This is a genomic window from Stakelama flava, from assembly GCF_019351405.1.
Lineage (GTDB): Bacteria > Pseudomonadota > Alphaproteobacteria > Sphingomonadales > Sphingomonadaceae > Sphingomonas > Sphingomonas flava_A.
Genome location: NZ_JAHWZX010000014.1, coordinates 69,365 through 87,057, shown reverse-complemented (window position 1 = coordinate 87,057; position 17,693 = coordinate 69,365). Strand labels below are relative to the sequence as shown.

Genomic DNA, 17,693 nt, shown 5'->3' with positions numbered 1-17,693 from the left:
GTCACCTCAAGATCAACCGGGCCATCGCCACCCGCTACGACCAACTGACCAGCAGCTTCCTCGGCATGGTCCACGTCGCCACCGCCAGATACTGGCTCAAATTTGTCCACGCCGCCTAGTCCCATAAGAAGCCGGCAACGCCGGCCGAGCGTATCGCATCGACCGCGCGCTTACCTATTCTTCCTGTAGCCATTTTCGAGCCTCCCGCAGGTGCTTTCCAGCAATCACCCAGCAATCACCGAAGCGGAAAAAGCCGCCAAGAGACTGCAAGTGTAGCGCAGTGAGGCTCAGAAAAAATCCGAAAAATCAACGCTATGCTACGCCTCAGTACGCTTCCAGCGAAAATACCAGACCTCATGCCCCTTGATGCGGGCCTTTCGTTCGTAGCGGGTTTCGGGCCAGTCGGCGGGGCGGTTCAGGAAATCGCCCGGCGTTTTTGCCTGCCACTCAAAGTCGCGCCGCTGGTTCATCACCATCATCGACCAGCGGCAATAGGTCGGGTCGTCTGTGCCGAGCCGGAATTCGCATCCCGGTTTCAGCTTCGCCGCGATCATGTCGATCGGGCCGTGATTGACCATTCGGCGTTTGGCGTGGCGCGCCTTGGGCCATGGGTCTGGGTGGAGCAGATAGACGCGGTCGAGCGATGCATCTGGCAGGCGTTCAAGCACCGCAAGCGCATCGCCCAGGTGCAGCCGCACATTCGTCAGTTCCCGATCGCGGACATGGCCCAGTGCGCCAACCATTCCGTTCAGAAATGGCTCGCATCCGATAAAGCCATGTTCCGGCCGCGCGCTCGCCTGTCCGGCAAGATGCTCCCCCGCGCCAAACCCGATTTCGAATTCCAGCGGGCGGTTGTCGCCAAACAGGACTTCGGCATTCAGAGGACCGGTTTCGGGAACGCTGAGTTCGGGAAGCAGCGTCTCGACCAGATGCGCCTGGGCGTCGCGAAGTTTATGGCCTTGGCGGCGGCCGTACAGGCGGCGGATCGTGCTGGGATCGTTCATGGCCGGGGCAACAGCATAATTTGGTCGCTTTGATAAGCCGTCGCTGTGCCGGGTGGTGGGGTGCGGCGCAAAAACTCGACTGGTCGTATGCAGGAAACGCTCGCACGCGTCGATCAGCCTGATCGATTTTTTCGCATGAACTTAGCGCTTTGCCCGCTGTTGGGCGAGCGGGGAACACAGCTTCAGGCCAAAAGGAAATTGCGAATGACCGACGACCTTAACCTCGACAAGGGCGGCGCGCCGCATCAGACCACCGAACAGGGATATGAAACGATGACGACGTCGCAGGGCGTTGCGGTTTCCGATGACCAGAACCATTTGAAGGCGGGCGCGCGCGGCCCGATGCTGATGGAGGATTTCCATTTTCGGGAAAAAATCTTCCATTTTGATCACGAGCGCATCCCTGAGCGCGTCGTCCATGCCCGCGGCTTCGGCGCGCACGGCTATTTCGAACTGACCGACGATTGTTCGGATGTGTCGATGGCGCACATCTTCAACCATGTCGGCGAAAAGACGCCGGCCTTTGTGCGGTTCTCCACCGTTGCGGGAAACAAGGGGTCCCCCGATCTTGCCCGCGACGTTCGTGGTTTCGCGGTGAAGCTGTACACGCAAGAGGGCAATTGGGACATTGTCGGCAACAACATTCCCGTCTTCTTCATTCAGGATGCGATCAAGTTCCCCGATCTGATCCATTCGGCCAAGCAGGAGCCCGATCGCGGATTCCCGCAGGCGCAAACGGCGCATGACAATTTCTGGGACTTTGCTTCGCTAAGCCCCGAATCGATGAACATGATCATGTGGATCATGTCCGATCGCACGATCCCACGTTCCTTCCGTTTCATGGAAGGGTTCGGCGTCCACACGTTCAAGCTGGTCAATGCCGAGGGCAAGCCGACGTTCGTCAAATTCCACTGGAAGCCCAAACAGGGGCTTCAGTCGGTCGTCTGGAACGAAGCGGTGAAGACCAACGGTGCCGATCCCGATTTCCACCGCCGCGATCTGTGGGACGCGATTCAGGCGGGCGATTATCCCGAATGGGAGCTTGGCCTGCAATTGTTCGACGAGGACTTTGCGGAGAAGTTTGACTTCGACGTGCTCGACGCAACGAAGATTATCCCCGAAGAACTGATTCCGATCCGCAAGGTCGGGCGGCTGGTTCTCGACCGTGTGGTTGATAATTTCTTTGCCGAAACCGAACAGGTCGCCTTCTGCACGCAGAACATCGTCCCCGGCGTCGATTTCACCGACGACCCGCTGCTTCAGGGACGCAATTTCTCGTACCTTGATACACAGATAAAGCGGCTGGGTTCGCCCAATTTTACCCATATCCCCGTCAATGCGCCGAAATGTCCGTTCCGTCATTTTCAGCAGGACGGCCATATGGCGATGCACAACCCGAAGGGGCGCGCCAATTACGAGCCCAATAGCTGGGGCACCGAAGAAGGCGGCCCGCGCGAAAATCCGCAAAAGGGATTCAAGTCGGTTCCGCAGGAACTGGAAGGTCCCAAACTTCGCGTGCGGTCGGAACGCTTCGCCGATCATTATAGCCAGGCCCGACAATTCTATATCAGCCAGACCGAGGTCGAGCAGGCGCATATCGGTCAGGCGCTGGTGTTCGAATTGTCGAAGGTCGAAACGCCGGTGATCCGTACGCGGATGGTTTCGCACCTGCGTAACATCGATGAATCGCTCGCCAATATGGTCGCCGACGGCCTTGGCATCGAATTGCCCGATCCGGCGACGCCGGCCAAGGCACCGATCACCGATCTGCCGCCATCCGAACCGCTGAGCATCGTCAAGAACGGCCCGAAAAGCTTCAAGGGGCGCAAGCTCGGCATTCTCGTCACCGACGGGGCGGAAGCATCGCATTTCGAAGCGCTGAAAAAGGCGGTCGAGGCCGAAGGCGGCATGATCGAACTGATCGCGCCAAAGGTCGGTGGCGTCACCTTGTCGAACGGCAAGGCGATGCCCGCCAAGCAGAAGATCGACGGCGGCCCGTCGGTACTTTATGATGCGGTGGCGCTGCTGATTTCGGAAGAAGGCGCGCAAAAGCTGAAAAACGACGCGCCGACCCGCGATTTCATCGCCGATGCCTTCGCGCACCTTAAATTCATCGCCTATTGCGAACCGGCAATGGCGGTGATGGAAAAGGCCGGTATCACTGAAAGCCTCGACGATGGCTGCGTCAAACTTTCGGGCGACAAAGATGCCAAAAGCTTTGTCGACAAGCTGTCTCAGCTACGGATGTGGGCGCGCGAGCCGAAAGTGGACGTAGACGCTTGAACGAGGACCGGCCTTTCGCGGATATCGAAAAGGCCATGCAGGAGGCCGCTGCACGCGAGGATTTCGCTGCGGCGGCCAACCTGCGCAATCGCCTGATGATCGCTCGCCAGACGGGCAGAGACCCGGGCGAGGGCGACTATTCCGGGATCACCCGGCAACAGCCCGGAAAGATGGGGCTGGGCAGCCAGGCGCCGGGACGATCGCGGCCGAAGGGATGGAAGCCGCCGAAAAAGCCCGATCCGATGACCGGCGGAAGAGGCAGCGGACACTAGCAGCGGCTATATCGCCTGCTCCAATCCGCATGGCTCGCGGTCCATCTGCGCTTCCGGTATTGCCGCTTTTTTAACATTCTCGATGCAAGCTCCTGAATCGGCGAGGGAACGGGAGCGGTTGATGCTGGGCAAGTGGTTGCGTGAACGTCGACGCCGCGCGGCCGCGCGTCAGTTGGGTGTCGGCCCGGACGCGCCGCCCACGCCCTCGCTGCAACGGCTGGCTGATCGCGCGGCGCTGGCGTTCGACGCGGAAATGGCGGCCGTTTCGATCATCGAAGGCAATCACCAATGGTTCAAGGCGAGTCACGGCGTCGATGACGGCGGAGAACCGAGCGAGCGCAGTCAGAGTTTCTGCACCCATACGATCGAAGGCGACGGCCTGTTCGAGGTCATCGACCCGCTTGGCGATTTGCGATTCGCGACGTCAACCTGGGTCACCAGGGAATCGGGGCTTCGCTATTATATCGGTGCGCCGCTGCGCCTGCGCGATGGATTGACGGTCGGCGCGCTATGCGTGCTTGATACGAAAACGCATAGTCCCGCATCGGCAGATCAGCGCGCCTATCTTCTCGCGCTTGCTCGGCAGGCGAGCAGCGAAATCGAAATCCTCTCCTATTCGCGCAGGCACGCGGTCGCATGAGTGAAGTGGCGCTGTGCATCGTGCAGGATCACGATCCATGGCTGCTTGTGCTCGCCGTCGTGACCTGTCTGGTCGGCTCGACGGCAACCGCGCATCTGTTTGCGCGGTTTCGCGCCATGAATAGCGTGCGTCGCTATGGCTGGATGATGCTGTGTTCGGTCAGCGCAGGCACCACCGTATGGTGCACGCATTTCATTGCTATGATGGCCTATATCACGGCAGCACCGGTGTTTCTCGATCCAATGCTGACGCTCGTATCGCTGTTGATCGCGGTGTGCGCGGCAGTACCGGGAATCGCGCTTGCCAGTGCGCGCCGGCCCGCGGCGGGCCTGTGTGGCGGAGGAATCGTGGGACTGGCGATGTCCGCGATGCATTATACGGGGATGCGGGCCTATCGCATCGACGGATTGGTCGAATGGGATTGGCGCTACATCGCGGTCTCGCTGGTTTTTGCAGCGGTATTTTCCGCGCTCGCCTTCCATCTGCTTCGCCGCGCCACGCACGCCGCACTGATGGGCGGGGCGTTGCTGTTCGGGCTCGCGCTCGTCCTGCTGCACTTCACCGGCATGACGGCGATGCATGTGTCGGTGCTCGATCTGCACGAGCGCGGTCTGGGCGACACGGCGATGGAGGCGCTTGCCATCGCGACGTCGCTTGCGGCGTTGCTGGTCGTCGGCTGTGCGGTCATCGCCGCGCTTATCGACCGCCAAGGGCAGGAGGAGACGTTTCGGCGGCTGCGCCGCATGGCGCTTCACGATCCGCTCACCGATCTTCCCAATCGTGCGCGTTTCAACGAGGAACTGACCGATCGCCTGCGCCATGGTGAACGGGATTCGCATCTTGCCGTAGTCATGATCGATTTGTCGCGGTTCAAATCGGTCAACGATATCTACGGCCATCAGGGCGGCGATCAGCTGCTCGTGGCGCTGGGCGCGCGATTTGCGGGCGCGTTGCACGATGGTGAACGGATCGCGCGAATGGGTGGCGACGAATTTGCGGCGCTGCTGTCCTATGACCGGCGAGAGGAGGTCGACGCGTTTCTGGAACGGGTGCGCGGATGCCTGGATGAACCCTTCGCCTTTGAACGATTCAACGTGTCGGTCAGCGCGAATATCGGGGTCGCGCTTGCCCCCGAAAACGGCACCGACGCCGATGTGCTGATGGCGAATGCCGATCTTGCTATGTACCGCGGCAAGGCGGCGCGATCGGCGCTTCCATGCTTTTATGACCAGACGATGGACGAAGCGATGCGCGATCGCCGCGCGCTGACCAGCGATCTTCGCGCTGCGATCGGCACGTCGCAGTTCGTCCTGCACTATCAGGTTCAGGCGCGGATCGCGGAAGGAGAGATCAGCGGCTTCGAAGCGCTGGTGCGCTGGAACCATCCGACACGCGGATTCGTCTCGCCCGCCGATTTCATTCCGCTGGCGGAGGAAAGCGGCCAGATCATTCCGCTGGGAAGCTGGATTTTGCGTCAGGCCTGTTTCGAGGCGGCGTTGTGGCCCAACCGGCATATCATATCTGTCAATCTTTCCCCGCTGCAACTGGCCGATCCGATGCTGGTCGACATCGTTCGCGATGCGCTGAACGACAGCGGCCTGCCGCCGGCGCGACTGGTGCTCGAACTCACCGAAAGCGCGATCATCCGCGACCGCGAATTCGCGCTGAAGACGCTGGGCGCGTTGCGCGACATGGGGATTGCGCTGGCGCTCGACGATTTCGGGATCGGCTATTCGTCGCTTGACGTGCTGCGCGCTTTTCCCTTCGACCGGATCAAGCTCGATGCGTCATTCGTGGCGGAGATCGAGCGAAGCGAACAGGCGGTGGCGATCCTCAATTCGGTGGCGGTGCTTGGCAATTCGCTGAAAATGCCCGTTCTTGCCGAAGGGATCGAGCGGCCGGGCCAGTTGCGAATCGTGGCGCAGCAGGGATGTTCGGCGATCCAGGGATATCTTATCGGCAAGCCTATGCGAACACTGGCGGACCCGCAGATGGTGCGCCGCGCGATCCTGAACGTGGTGCGCGGCGACGGTGATGTGACGATGGTCGCCTGATGCGCGGCAGGTGACTCAGCCATATGTGAAAAAGGGCGACAGTCCCCAACGACCGCCGCCCCGTCTCGTTTAGCGGATGACCGCGCCGCTTATCCGGCGGTTTCGGCCATCAGCGCGTTTTTCAGGTCCTCGACCAGATCGGTGCGTTCCCATGGGAAGGCATCGCCCTCCGCCTTGCGCCCGAAATGGCCGTATGCGGCCGAATTGCGATAGATCGGTTTGTTGAGCTGAAGATGCGTTCGGATGCTGCGCGGGGTAAGGCCGCCCAGCTTCGGATTGGCGCGAATCGCGTCTTCGATGCGTTCCTCGTCCACCTTGCCCGTGCCATGCGTGTCGACATAGATCGACAGCGGCTTGGAAACGCCGATGGCATAGGCGAGCTGGATCGTGCAGCGCCGCGCAAGCCCCGCTGCGACGATATTCTTGGCAAGATAGCGGGTAATATAGGCCGCCGAGCGATCGACCTTGGTCGGGTCCTTGCCCGAGAACGCACCGCCGCCGTGCGGAGCCGCGCCGCCATAGGTATCGACGATGATCTTGCGCCCGGTAAGGCCCGCATCGCCGTCGGGGCCGCCGATTTCGAACGTGCCCGTCGGGTTGATGTGATATTCCGTTTCGTCCGACAAAAGTTCGGAGGGAAGGATGTCGGCGATGACAGCCTTCACATAGTTTTTCAGTTCGGCCTCCTTCTCGCCCTTGTCATATCCCGGCGCGTGCTGGGTCGATACGACGATTGCGGTGCAGGCCACCGGGCGGTCGTTTTCGAACCGCAGCGTTACCTGGCTTTTGGCATCGGGTTCCAGAAACGGGGCCTTGCCTGATTTGCGGTCGGCGGCCATGCGCTGAAGGATCTTGTGGCTGTAATCCAGCGTGGCCGGCATCAGGTCGGGGGTGTCGGCGACGGCATAGCCGAACATGATCCCCTGATCGCCTGCGCCTTCGTCCTTGTTGCCGCTGGCATCGACGCCTTGCGCGATATGTGCGGACTGGCCGTGGAGGAAATTCTCGAACTCGAACGTCTTCCAGTGAAAACCGTCCTGTTCGTACCCGATGTCCTTAACGACGTTGCGGACGGTCTGTTCGATCTCGTCCAGCGCGCCGTCGGCCCATTCGCCGTTTTCGTACACGCCCTTGCAGCGGATCTCACCCGCCAGCACCACGCGGTTCGTGGTGGTCAGCGTTTCGCAGGCGATACGCGCTTCGGGGTCTTTCGACAGGAACAGATCGACGATCGCGTCGGAAATCTGGTCGGAAACCTTGTCGGGATGGCCTTCCGACACCGATTCGGACGTGAAGAGGTAGCTAGAACGCATGCAATTCCCTCTGCTCTGGCATGAATCCGGGCATTGGGCCGGATATAAAGAATTCGTTATATGACGATCTAGTGGTTTCGGCGGCGAATGGCAACGCCCGCCAGCGCAAACAGTCCGGCGGTAAGGAAGGCCATCCAGTTGCCCATGCGAGCGAATATGGTGGGTGCTCGCGGTTGCGGCAGGACGGCATCGGCAACGCCGGCGACATGGCGCGGGACCATTGAAACCAGCCGTCCGTCGGCGTCGATCACCGCCGAAATACCGGTCGGCGTTGCGCGCAGGATCGGAATACCTTCCTCGATCGCGCGCATCCTTGCCTGGGCGAGGTGTTCGGGCGGGCCCCAATTGCCGAACCAGGCGTCGTTCGACGGATTGAACAGGAAATCGGGCCGGTTTTCGGCATCGACCACTTGGCCCGAAAAGATGATTTCGTAGCAAATCTGAACGCCCATCTTCCCAAATCCGGGAATGTTTGTCGTCGCGGGGCCGGGGCCGGGGATGAAATCGATATCGCCCATCACCAGCCGCGCAACGCCCAGCGGCGACAGCAGCGAGCGCATCGGCAGATATTCGCCATAGGGGACGAGATGCGCCTTGTCATACCGCCCCGCGATCTTCGCGTCCGGCGTCACGACGAAGGCGGAATTGCCCGCACCCGTCAGCTTTCTCTGCCTGTCGAAGAACAGCGCATTGCCGCTGACCAGCGCGACATCGCGCGGGCCCAGCACGCGCGCGATGCGATCGCGCACCACCTTCGGATCGCCCTGCCAGTACCATTCGCGCGGATAGCCGTCCTCGATATAATAATCGACCATGCCCTCGGGCCAGGCGATCAGTCGCGGCCGGTCACCCGGATCGCCCGACAGCGCCAGCAGCCGCGACAGAACGCGGGCGGCGTGGTCGGGCTCGTGCGTCGCTTCCTGCCCGATATCGGGTTGTACGACGCGGACCAGCGGCTGGGTGGCGGGCGGCGGCGGCATCCGGTCGAGCGAGCCGGTAAACCCCATGGTCAGCAGCGCGAGCGTGGTGACCAGCGGCATGCGCCAGCGGCGATGCGCGAGCAGTAGCAGCGCCCCCGCCGCCAGGATTGCGACACCGGACAAGGCGTAGGTGCCGATCAGCCCCGCCGCCTGCGCCACGCCCCATACCGGCAGCCAGATCATACCAAGCGGATTCCAGGAATAGCCGGTGAACATTTCCGCGCGCAGCCATTCGGCAACGATCCACGCGGCCGCCGCAATCAGGACGAAGGCAGGGCCGGGGGCACCGGCGCGGCGACCCCAGCGCCAGGCAAGCCCGCCCGCCAGCATCGGATAGACGGCAAGATAGAGCGCCAGCAGCACGACCGCGAGATAGCCGAGCGCGGGTGGCATCTTGTCCTGAAAATCGAAGGCGTGCTGAATCCAGTTGTTGCCAACCGTGAAGTGCGCGACGCCGAACAGCCAGCTTTTGCGCAGCGCCGATCCCAGCGTCGGCGATTCGTGCACCAGCGCCAGCCACAATGCGAACGCGGCAAGCGCCAGCGGCCACAGGGACCAGGGCGCGAAGCCCGTCGCGGAGACGAACCCCGCGATCAGCGCGGTCCAATAGGGATGACGGAATAGGAAACGCATCATATCGCGCGTGGGTATCGCCGGGATGGGACGGGCTGGCAAGGCAGAGGCGCGAGGGGTGCGCGCGCATCACGTGACCGTGGGGGCTTCCTATCGGGCATCAGCTTCCGCTACCATGGCGGCGATGGCCGATATACGCCCCTTTCACCTTGCCTTCCCGGTCCATGACCTGGCGGCTGCACGCCGCTTTTACGTGGGCGTACTTGGGTGCGATGAGGGACGCAGCGCCGATCGCTGGATCGATTTCGACCTGTTCGGGCATCAGATCGTTGCGCATCTGGATGAAGACGCCGCGCCTGCGCGCGCCAGCAATCCGGTCGACGGCAACAATGTGCCGGTGCCGCATTTCGGCGTGGTGCTGACCATGGCCGACTGGCATGCGCTTGCCGAACGGGTGCGCGATGCCGGAATCGCCTTCGGCATCGAACCGCATATCCGCTTTGTCGGGCAGCCGGGCGAGCAGGCGACGATGTTCTTTCGCGATTTCAGTGGAAACGCGCTTGAGTTCAAGGCGTTTGGCGATGACGCAATGTTGTTCGCGACCTGACAGGAGCCAGACCCGAAATGCCCGATCCCATCACTGTCGATATTCCGCACAAGCTGACCCGCGAAACCGCGCGGGCGCGGCTGGAAGGTGGCATCGGCAAGGTTGCCGACATGATTCCCGGCGGCGCGGTGACCGATCACCGCTGGGAAGGCGACACGGTATTCTTCACTGTGGAAGGGATGGGGCAGCGCGTGGCGAGCCGCATGGATGTCGGCGATGACAAGGTCCATGCCGTGATCGACCTGCCACCGATGCTGGCGCTGTTCGCGAACAAGATTCGCGACAAGCTGACTCGTGAAGGCCCCAAATTACTCAAATGAGGAACCTGTAATGTCCCGCCGCCGTTCATCGCGCCGAAGCAGACGGAGAACCGCACGCGTGAGTGCATTTCAGCGAAAGATGCTGATCACCGCCACTGCCGGCATGGTGTTGGCCATGCCGGTCGGCATGGTGCTGGGCAGTTACACCACGTCGCATATGCGGCGCGATTTCGCCTATGGCTATGACATGCCCGATCCCGATGCCGGGACGGCGCCGTTTCAGTCCGCCGAATATCAGTCGCCCCGACCGAAGCGTTTCGGCCAGGATGCGACCTTTCATGCCGTGGTGAACGGCGATGAAGCCGCCGATTTCGATTCGGTCTATTTCCCCGAAGACGACACTGACGCGGACTGATCCGCCGCGACTCCGCCGGCCCCGGCAGCGCTCACCCGCCAGATCATGTTGCCGACATCGTCCGCCACCAACAGGCCGCCGCGCGGCCCGGTGATGACACCGACCGGCCGGCCGCGCGCATGCCCTTTCGCATCCAGAAAACCGGTGAGCACGTCCACCGGTTTCGCCCCATCGACCGGAAATCCTTCGGAAGAGAAGGGGACGAACACGACCTTGTAGCCCGAAACCGGCTTGCGATTCCACGAACCATGTTCGCCCACGAAAGCGCCGCGCGCAAAGGCGCTTCCCAGATTGGCATCCGCGGCGAAGGTCAGCCCCAGCGGTGCGACATGCGCGCCCAGCGCATAATCGGGCCGCATCACATATTCCATCAGGTCGGGCCGGCGCGGTTCGACGCGGCGATCCTCATACCCGCCCCAATAGCCCCAGGGCCATCCGAAAAAGGCGGCGAAATCGACCTGGGTCAGATAGTCGGGGGGCATGTCGGAACCGAGCATGTCGCGTTCGTTCACCACCGCCCATAGCCGTTTGGTTACGGGATTGATCGCCATGCCATTGGCGTTGCGGATGCCCGACGCCCAGATGCGGAACGTCTTCTTTTTGGGGAATACTTCAAGGATGGTCGCGCGGTTCTTCTCCGCGTCCATGCCGTTGTCGGCGATGTTGGTGGACGACCCGACCGACACCCACAGGCTGTCGTCCTTGGGATTGTACAGCACGTTGCGCGCCCAGTGATCGCCGCCGCCGGGAAGGTCGACGATCTTTTCAGGCTTGGCGGTGATCTTCGTTTCGCCTTCCGCATAGGGAAAGCGCAGCAGCGCATCGGTGTCGGCGACATACAGGTCGTTGCCGACCAGCTCCATGCCGAAGGGCGAGTTGAGGCCGGAAAGGAACACGCTGCGCTGATCCGCCACGCCATCGCCATTGCTGTCGCGCAGCAGGGTGATGCGGTTGGCGGAAGGGACATCCGCGCCCGCCTTCGCCATCAGCTTGTTCATCACCCAACCGGTAATCCCGCCGCCATCGCGCGGCGGTGAATTGGTTTCGGCAACCAGAATATCGCCGTTCGGCAGACGATACAGCCAGCGCGGATGGTCCAGCTTGTCGGCAAACGCCTGAACCTTCATCCCCTTTGCCGGGGTCGGCTTCGTTCCGGCGGGCCATCCGACCGCCTTGGCGATGTCGACGGTGGGCACCACCTCCGCTTGCGGAGCGCTAAGCGCCGGCACCCGGCCCGCAACCGCGTTGACCGGATGTTTGGCGATGTCCGGCTGAAACAGCCAAACCCCCACGCCGATCAGGACGAGCAGGATGATACCGGAGATAATGAAAAAATGTCTGCGCATATCGGCGACGATAGGCGAGCGGGCGGCTGCCGCAAAGCGCGAATCCGGTCCGCCCCGCCGGTTACTCTTCCGCTGTCTCGTCGATTACCGGGGGGTGGAGGCGCAGCCGGGTTACGCGGCGCGAATCGGCTTCGGTGATTTCCAGCCGCCAGCCGCTGTCATGCTCCAGCCATTCCCCCGGTTCGGGGACGTGCCCCGCCAGCACGAAGGCAAGCCCGCCCAGCGTATCGACATCCTCTTCGACCTCGGCCAGCCGCGCGTCCACCGTTTCGGCGACATCCTCCAGCTCGGCCCGGGCGTCCGCCTCCCAAATGCCGTCGTCAAGCGAGACGAGCATTGGCGGCGGTTCCTCGTCATGCTCATCCTCGATATCGCCGACGATCTCCTCAATCAGGTCCTCGATCGTGATAAGGCCTTCGGTGCCCGAATATTCGTCGAGCACCACGGCAAGGTGGGTGTGGCTCTGCTGCATCCGCGCGAGCAGGTCGAGCGCGCCCATTGACTGGGGGACATAGAGCGGCTGTCGGATCAGCGGGGCGATGCTGTCGGGCTGTTCAACACCGGTGGCGAGAATGTTGAACACATCCTTCACATGGATCATCCCGATCACGGTATCGAGATTGTCGCGATACACGGGAAGGCGGCTGTGCCCGGCATCGGCGAACAGCGCGACCATGTCGGCAAAGCTCGTCTGTTCTTCCAAAGCGACCATTTCGCCGCGCGGCACGCCGACATCGCCTGCGTCGCGTTCGCCGAAATGAAGCAGGTTCTTCAGCATCGCCAGTTCGATGGGGGCCAGGTCGCCCGCCACCGGTTCCTCAGCCTCGCGTTCATGCGCGACTATCGCATCCTCGATCCGCTCGCGAAGCGTATCGGCGCTTTCGGCACCGACGAAAAGGGCGCGGATGCCGCGCCATAAACTGCCGCTACTGTCGCCGTTTCCGGCGCTACTTTGGCCCTCTGACATTGGGGGTCTTCAATCCTCGCGCACAGGATAGGGGTCATGCAGGCCGAGCATGGACAGCGCCGCGCGCTCGATATCCTCCATCGCTTCGGCTTCCGCATCCCCCTGATGATCAAAGCCCAATAAATGCAGGCAGCCGTGAACAATCAAGTGGCTGGCATGATCGGCGACCGAAATTTCGCGCGTTTCGGCTTCCGATGCGCACACGCCATGGGCAAGTACGATATCGCCGAGCAGCACTTCGCCGTCGTCGCTGTTCAGCGTAACGGTATCAAGGAGGTCGGGCTGAATCATTGGAAAGGACAATACGTTGGTCGGCTTGTCCTTGTGCCGAAACTGGTGATTGAGCTGATGCACCTCGTCGTTCGAGGTTAGACGCACCGCAATTTCGATCATCGCGGGATCATCGACCCAGGCGGCTTGCGGCGTGCGGGAAATCGCAGCGCGCGCCGCCTCTCCGGCCAGTTTTTCCCAATCGATATCGGCGCTCCACTCGCCTTCGCGCTGGACGGCGACTTCAAGCATCGAAAATTCCCCTGTTCATTTCAATTTACCGCGCATGGTCGGCGCGGGTCTGCCAAATTGCCCGACATGAACGGCGGGCCGTGCGCGATGGTTCAACCATGCTGGCCTTCATACGCTTCGACAATGCGACCGACCACCGGATGGCGCACCACGTCGGCGGCGGTGAAGCGCACCGTTCCGATCCCCTCGACATGCTCCAGACGTCGCACCGCATCGGCCAGGCCCGACGCGGTGTCGCCGCCGGGAAGATCGACCTGCCGGGGATCGCCGCACACCACCATGCGGCTGTTCTGACCGAACCGGGTGAGAAACATCTTCATCTGCGCAGGCGTGGTGTTCTGCGCCTCGTCAAGAATCACGAACGCATCGGCAAGCGTGCGGCCGCGCATGAACGCGATCGGCGCGATCTCTATCTCACCGCTGGCGATCCGCCGTTCGACCTGTTCGGGCGGCATGCAGTCGAACAGCGCATCGTACAGCGGGCGCAGATATGGATCGACCTTTTCCTTCATGTCGCCGGGCAGGAAGCCGAGCCGCTCGCCCGCTTCGACCGCGGGGCGCGACAGGATCAGCCGCTGCACCGATCCGGTAATGAGCTGCGCCACCGCCTGCGCCACCGCCAGATAGGTCTTGCCCGTTCCCGCCGGGCCAAGCGCGAAGATCACGTCGTTCGACACCAGCGCGCGCATATAATGCGTCTGCATCACCGATCGCGGCACGATCGTCTTGCGCCGGGTGCGGATCATGATCGACGGGGGCGTCTGATTGCTTTCGGCGCGGATGATGCCGGCGAGCGTGGGTTCGGCCGACATCGCGATCACCGCGTCGATCAGGCCGGTATCGACCTCTTCACCACGGATCACCCGTGATTGAAGCTCCTGCAGCACCTCGCGCGCGCGACCGACCGATTCGGCCGATCCTTCGATTCCCACCCGGTCGCCGCGTGCGGTGATATAGACGCCCAGCCGCTCCTCCAGCGCGAGCAGATTGGCGTCGAATTCGCCGAACAGGCGGGGCAGGAGTTGCGGTTTGTCGAACGTCACCTCTACCCGGCTGCGTTCGCCGGCCTGGGCAGGTACGGGCTTGCGGCTCATGCAATTCCTTGATGCGATCCCATGGATCAGCGATGCTAACCGCTGGAACGGCGAAGCGGAACCCGCGAAATTCGCTTGCATGCGATACGTGCCGGTCAGCCGTGTTCGGCGATGATCGCTTCGGCCTCGCGCGCTGCATTGCCGACATCGCCGGCCAGCTTTTTCACTTCCGTTGCAACGACCGAAAAGCCGCGTCCCGCTTCGCCCGCGCGAGCTGCCTCGATACTCGCATTCAGCGCCAATAGCCGGGTCTGACCCGCGACTTCGCGAATGGCCGCGACCATCACGCCCACCCGTTCAATCGTTTCCTGCATTTCTCCGCTGCGCCTTTCCAGCGCATCGCGCAGCGATTCGCTTTCGTTGAGCCGTTGCTTCGCCTGCGCTTCCAGCTTCATTTCACGGGTGATGTCGGTCGCGATCTTCATCACGCGGGTAATGCGTCCGCGCGCATCGAAAATCGGGTTGTAACTAGCCTGGATCCAAACCGGATCGCCGTTTTTCGCGCGGCGGCGATAGCGTCCGCTATCAAATTTACCCTGACCCAGCGCCTGCCAGAACGCCTGATATTCCGGGCTTTGCGCCGTACCGGGTTCGCATAGCAGCGAATGGTGGCACCCGATCAGGTCTTCGCGCGTATAGCCGAACAGCGCGAGGAAATTGTCATTCACCGCCACAACCGTGCCGTCGAGCGCGAAATCGATCACTGCCTGTGACCGCTCGATCGCGGCGAGGCGCGAATCGACTTCGGCAACGCGCGCTTTTTCCGCCGTGACGTCGCTCGCGATTTTCAGGATTCGCGCCGGCTTTCCATTGCCATCGAAAATGGGATTATAGGTGGCGTTCAGCCATATTTCGCGACCATCCTTCGCGACGCGGCAATATTCCCCGCGATCGAATTTCCCGCCGCCCAGATTATTCCAGAAGGTGCGATACGAATCGCCGCGCGCATATTCGGAATGGCAGAACAGGCGATGATGCTTTCCGACGATTTCGCCCGCTTCATATCCCGTCAGACCAAGGAAGATCGCATTCGCCCATTCGACCGTGCCGTCGAGCGCGAATTCGATGACCGCGTGCGAACGACAGATCGCATCCCATGCATGGGATGCATCCCGCCTGACCGGCTCGCGGAGCATGACCGCTTCGTTCGATGCACCGGAATCATACGCCATTGATTCGTGGATAGCAGCGCGTGGTTAAACAGCCGTAACCATTATGACCTTCAAGCCGCGGTGCGCACGCGTTCGACACCGGCAAGGCTGTTGGGTCCCGCGCTTTCGATCTCGACCGTCACGATATCGCCGATTGCGGCGTCGGTGACGAGATGCACCGATTGCAGCCAGGGCGATTTGCCGATGAGCTGGCCCGGACGGCGGCCCTTGCGTTCGAGCAGAATTTCGCAGCGCCTGCCGACGCTGTGCGCATTGAACGCCGCCTGTCCCTCGCCGATCGCCGCCTGAAGCCGTTGCAGTCGTTCGTCCGCCACATGCGCCTCGACCGCGTCGTCCATATCCGCCGCCGGGGTGCCGGGGCGCGGCGAATATTTGAAGCTGAACGCATGAGCGTAGCCGACATCAGCCACCAGACTCAGCGTATCTTCGAAATCCTGATCGGTTTCGCCGGGAAAGCCGACGATGAAATCGCCCGACAGCGCGATATCGGGCCGCGCGGCGCGCACGCGATCAAGGATGCGCAAATAGGAATCGCGGCTATGACTCCGGTTCATCGCCTTCAAAATGCGATCGCTGCCCGATTGTACCGGCAGATGCAGATAGGGCATCAGCGTTTCGACCTGCGCATGCGCGTCGATCAGCCCCTGCGTCATGTCGTTGGGATGACTGGTGGTATAGCGGATGCGCGCCAGCCCTTCGATCCTGTCGAGCGCGCGGATCAGCGCGTCCAGCCCGCGCCCGTCCTCCTCCCACGCATTCACGTTCTGTCCCAGCAGCGTGATTTCCTTCGCGCCTGCATCGACAAGCGCCTTCGCCTCATCAACGATCGCATCGAAGGGGCGCGATACTTCGGCGCCGCGCGTATAGGGGACGACGCAATAGGTGCAGAATTTGTCGCATCCTTCCTGCACCGTCAGAAAGGCCGAGGGACCGACCCGTCGGCGGCTGGGCAGCGCGCCAAACTTCGACGCGGCGGGCATGTCGGTGTCGAGCGCCAGTCCGCCCTTCGCCGCTTTCGACACCAGATCGGGAAGGTTGTGATAGGCTTGTGGGCCGACCACCACATCGACCTTCGCGCGGCGGGCGATTTCCGCGCCTTCTGCCTGCGCAACGCACCCGGCCACCGCGATCATCGGCCGGGTGCCGTCGTCGCGACGCAGCCGGCCGATCTCCGAATAGACCTTTTCGGTCGCCTTTTCGCGAATATGGCACGTGTTGAGTACAACGAGATCGGCCGAAGCCGCATCGTCCGCAACTGACATGCCCTGCCGGGCCATCAATTCGCCCATCCTTTCGCCGTCATAGACGTTCATCTGACAGCCGAAGGACTTTACGTGATAGGTTTTGGGAGGTGTCGCCATGGCAGCGCGCTATACGCATTCGCGCCGCCGCGCACAACGCGCCTGCGGTTTCGTTCAGTGGGGGGCGCTGCATCCTTCGCCTCGCCGCGACGGCTGGGCATGGCGCGCGGGATCGTCGGTGCGGCCCGCCCACCAGTCATGGCCGATAAAGTCGGGCATCGTTTCGCCCATGCGCGCTTCGAACGCGTCGCCGATCCGGCGACGCGCCTCCGCCGCGATCGCTTTGCGTCCCGAAAAACCGCGCGGGTCGAACGGATCGAGGAAGACCACGCGCATCACGAAGCTGCCGGCGCTGGCAAGCACGCGGATCACATTGTCCTTGCCACTTTCATCGCCGATCCAGGCGAGATCGCGGCCTTGCGTATCGTAAACGAGCAGGATCGGCTGCACCAAAATTCCGGGCGGCGGCGTTTCAAGCACCTTCAACAGCGGCGATTTGAACGGCAGCAGCGAGACGCCATCGGTGGTCGTTCCTTCGGGAAAGACCGTCACCGCCCAATTGTCGGCAAATGCGTCGCGCACCTGTTCGATCTGATCCGCGACGTGCAGCCGGTTTTCACGCGATATGAAGATTGTGCGGTTCAGCGTGGCGAGCCAGCCGATGACGGGCGCGTCGCGGATTTCGGCCTTGGCGATGAACGCGCTGCCGCTTGCCCCGGCGATGGCGAGTATATCGATCCAGCTGACGTGATTGGAAACATGGAAAGCACCGCGTTTCACCGGCGTGCCGACGCGCTTTACCCGCGCTCCGCAGATCCGCGCGCATATTCCCAGGCACCATCTGGGCCATGGGGAGGGCAGCCGGAAAAGTCGCCAGACACAGTGCAAGG

17 protein-coding genes are annotated in these 17,693 nt (G+C 62.2%); 7 read left to right on the top strand and 10 right to left on the bottom strand.

The genetic code is table 11. The annotated features are described in order from the left end of the window. Positions 1-317: 317 nt before the first annotated feature. Positions 318-1,004 carry a tRNA (guanine(46)-N(7))-methyltransferase TrmB gene (trmB, locus tag KY084_RS13640; RefSeq protein WP_219239027.1) on the bottom strand — a complete coding sequence of 229 codons (687 nt, stop codon included), beginning with the start codon at positions 1,002-1,004 and terminating at the stop codon, positions 318-320. A 204-nt stretch (positions 1,005-1,208) separates the two neighbouring features. Between trmB and KY084_RS13635 the strand changes: the two genes are divergently transcribed. The 4 genes from KY084_RS13635 to KY084_RS13620 all read left to right on the top strand — a co-directional run bounded on the left by KY084_RS13635 (position 1,209) and on the right by KY084_RS13620 (position 6,253). After that, entirely contained in the window at positions 1,209-3,287 is a 2,079-nt protein-coding gene (locus KY084_RS13635) for a catalase (RefSeq protein WP_219239026.1), read from the top strand. Positions 3,288-3,322: 35 nt separating this feature from the next. Next, the gene (locus KY084_RS13630) at positions 3,323-3,559 is read left to right on the top strand and encodes an excinuclease ABC subunit B (RefSeq protein ID WP_219239025.1); all 237 of its coding nucleotides are present in this window, start codon (positions 3,323-3,325) and stop codon (positions 3,557-3,559) included. A 121-nt stretch (positions 3,560-3,680) separates the two neighbouring features. Further along, the gene (locus KY084_RS13625; RefSeq protein ID WP_219239024.1) at positions 3,681-4,199 is read left to right on the top strand and encodes a GAF domain-containing protein; all 519 of its coding nucleotides are present in this window, start codon (positions 3,681-3,683) and stop codon (positions 4,197-4,199) included. Next, a complete protein-coding gene (locus KY084_RS13620; RefSeq protein WP_219239023.1) occupies positions 4,196-6,253 on the top strand; it encodes a putative bifunctional diguanylate cyclase/phosphodiesterase in 2,058 nt (685 codons plus the stop codon). Before KY084_RS13625 ends, KY084_RS13620 begins: the two co-directional genes overlap by 4 nt. A gap of 89 nt (positions 6,254-6,342) precedes the next feature. Here KY084_RS13620 and metK read toward each other — a convergent pair whose 3' ends face one another. Both metK and lnt read right to left on the bottom strand, forming a co-directional pair. Further along, on the bottom strand, positions 6,343-7,566 hold the full coding sequence (metK, locus tag KY084_RS13615) for a methionine adenosyltransferase (protein WP_219239022.1): 1,224 nt from the start codon (positions 7,564-7,566) through the stop codon (positions 6,343-6,345). 68 nt (positions 7,567-7,634) lie between these two features. Next, a complete protein-coding gene (lnt, locus tag KY084_RS13610) occupies positions 7,635-9,182 on the bottom strand; it encodes an apolipoprotein N-acyltransferase (RefSeq protein ID WP_219239021.1) in 1,548 nt (515 codons plus the stop codon). Positions 9,183-9,303: 121 nt separating this feature from the next. On the opposite strand from lnt, the gene KY084_RS13605 reads away from it, so the two are divergent. From KY084_RS13605 to KY084_RS13595, 3 genes are read left to right on the top strand one after another with little or no spacing between them, the layout of a single operon-like run. Continuing rightward, a complete protein-coding gene (locus KY084_RS13605; protein ID WP_219239020.1) occupies positions 9,304-9,726 on the top strand; it encodes a VOC family protein in 423 nt (140 codons plus the stop codon). A 17-nt stretch (positions 9,727-9,743) separates the two neighbouring features. Then, positions 9,744-10,046, top strand: a complete 303-nt coding sequence (locus KY084_RS13600) for a polyhydroxyalkanoic acid system family protein (RefSeq protein ID WP_219239019.1) — start codon at positions 9,744-9,746, stop codon at positions 10,044-10,046. 58 nt (positions 10,047-10,104) lie between these two features. Next, entirely contained in the window at positions 10,105-10,401 is a 297-nt protein-coding gene (locus KY084_RS13595; protein WP_219239018.1) for a hypothetical protein, read from the top strand. Here the strand turns inward: KY084_RS13595 and KY084_RS13590 are convergent. The 7 genes from KY084_RS13590 to KY084_RS13555 form a co-directional block, all read right to left on the bottom strand. Further along, a complete protein-coding gene (locus tag KY084_RS13590) occupies positions 10,368-11,747 on the bottom strand; it encodes a PQQ-dependent sugar dehydrogenase (RefSeq protein WP_219239017.1) in 1,380 nt (459 codons plus the stop codon). The genes KY084_RS13595 and KY084_RS13590 overlap by 34 nt on opposite strands. 61 nt (positions 11,748-11,808) lie before the next feature. After that, entirely contained in the window at positions 11,809-12,714 is a 906-nt protein-coding gene (locus KY084_RS13585) for a hemolysin family protein (protein WP_219239016.1), read from the bottom strand. Between the two features lie 9 nt (positions 12,715-12,723). Further along, a complete protein-coding gene (gene ybeY / locus KY084_RS13580) occupies positions 12,724-13,236 on the bottom strand; it encodes an rRNA maturation RNase YbeY (protein WP_219239015.1) in 513 nt (170 codons plus the stop codon). A gap of 92 nt (positions 13,237-13,328) precedes the next feature. Continuing rightward, positions 13,329-14,330, bottom strand: a complete 1,002-nt coding sequence (locus tag KY084_RS13575; protein WP_219239014.1) for a PhoH family protein — start codon at positions 14,328-14,330, stop codon at positions 13,329-13,331. 95 nt (positions 14,331-14,425) lie between these two features. Continuing rightward, positions 14,426-15,502: a methyl-accepting chemotaxis protein gene (locus KY084_RS16610; protein WP_281421909.1), complete on the bottom strand. Its 1,077-nt coding sequence runs from the start codon at positions 15,500-15,502 to the stop codon at positions 14,426-14,428. A 50-nt stretch (positions 15,503-15,552) separates the two neighbouring features. Then, positions 15,553-16,863 carry a tRNA (N6-isopentenyl adenosine(37)-C2)-methylthiotransferase MiaB gene (miaB, locus tag KY084_RS13560; protein WP_219239013.1) on the bottom strand — a complete coding sequence of 437 codons (1,311 nt, stop codon included), beginning with the start codon at positions 16,861-16,863 and terminating at the stop codon, positions 15,553-15,555. A gap of 54 nt (positions 16,864-16,917) precedes the next feature. Beyond that, positions 16,918-17,583, bottom strand: coding sequence for a lysophospholipid acyltransferase family protein (locus KY084_RS13555; protein ID WP_343228026.1), 666 nt, complete (start codon positions 17,581-17,583; stop codon positions 16,918-16,920). Positions 17,584-17,693 lie beyond the last annotated feature (110 nt).

Bases quoted from the DNA above. Each gene is read 5' to 3' on its own strand.
- ybeY (WP_219239015.1), bottom strand. From the start codon at position 13,236: ATGCTTGAAGTCGCCGTCCAGCGCGAAGGCGAGTGGAGCGCCGATATC.
- KY084_RS13605 (WP_219239020.1), top strand. From the start codon at position 9,304: ATGGCCGATATACGCCCCTTTCACCTTGCCTTCCCGGTCCATGACCTG.
- KY084_RS13625 (WP_219239024.1), top strand. From the start codon at position 3,681: ATGCTGGGCAAGTGGTTGCGTGAACGTCGACGCCGCGCGGCCGCGCGT.
- KY084_RS13600 (WP_219239019.1), top strand. From the start codon at position 9,744: ATGCCCGATCCCATCACTGTCGATATTCCGCACAAGCTGACCCGCGAA.
- miaB (WP_219239013.1), bottom strand. From the start codon at position 16,863: ATGGCGACACCTCCCAAAACCTATCACGTAAAGTCCTTCGGCTGTCAG.
- KY084_RS13635 (WP_219239026.1), top strand. From the start codon at position 1,209: ATGACCGACGACCTTAACCTCGACAAGGGCGGCGCGCCGCATCAGACC.
- KY084_RS13575 (WP_219239014.1), bottom strand. From the start codon at position 14,330: ATGAGCCGCAAGCCCGTACCTGCCCAGGCCGGCGAACGCAGCCGGGTA.
- KY084_RS13620 (WP_219239023.1), top strand. From the start codon at position 4,196: ATGAGTGAAGTGGCGCTGTGCATCGTGCAGGATCACGATCCATGGCTG.
- metK (WP_219239022.1), bottom strand. From the start codon at position 7,566: ATGCGTTCTAGCTACCTCTTCACGTCCGAATCGGTGTCGGAAGGCCAT.
- lnt (WP_219239021.1), bottom strand. From the start codon at position 9,182: ATGATGCGTTTCCTATTCCGTCATCCCTATTGGACCGCGCTGATCGCG.
- KY084_RS13585 (WP_219239016.1), bottom strand. From the start codon at position 12,714: ATGTCAGAGGGCCAAAGTAGCGCCGGAAACGGCGACAGTAGCGGCAGT.
- KY084_RS13630 (WP_219239025.1), top strand. From the start codon at position 3,323: ATGCAGGAGGCCGCTGCACGCGAGGATTTCGCTGCGGCGGCCAACCTG.
- KY084_RS16610 (WP_281421909.1), bottom strand. From the start codon at position 15,502: ATGGCGTATGATTCCGGTGCATCGAACGAAGCGGTCATGCTCCGCGAG.
- trmB (WP_219239027.1), bottom strand. From the start codon at position 1,004: ATGAACGATCCCAGCACGATCCGCCGCCTGTACGGCCGCCGCCAAGGC.
- KY084_RS13590 (WP_219239017.1), bottom strand. From the start codon at position 11,747: ATGCGCAGACATTTTTTCATTATCTCCGGTATCATCCTGCTCGTCCTG.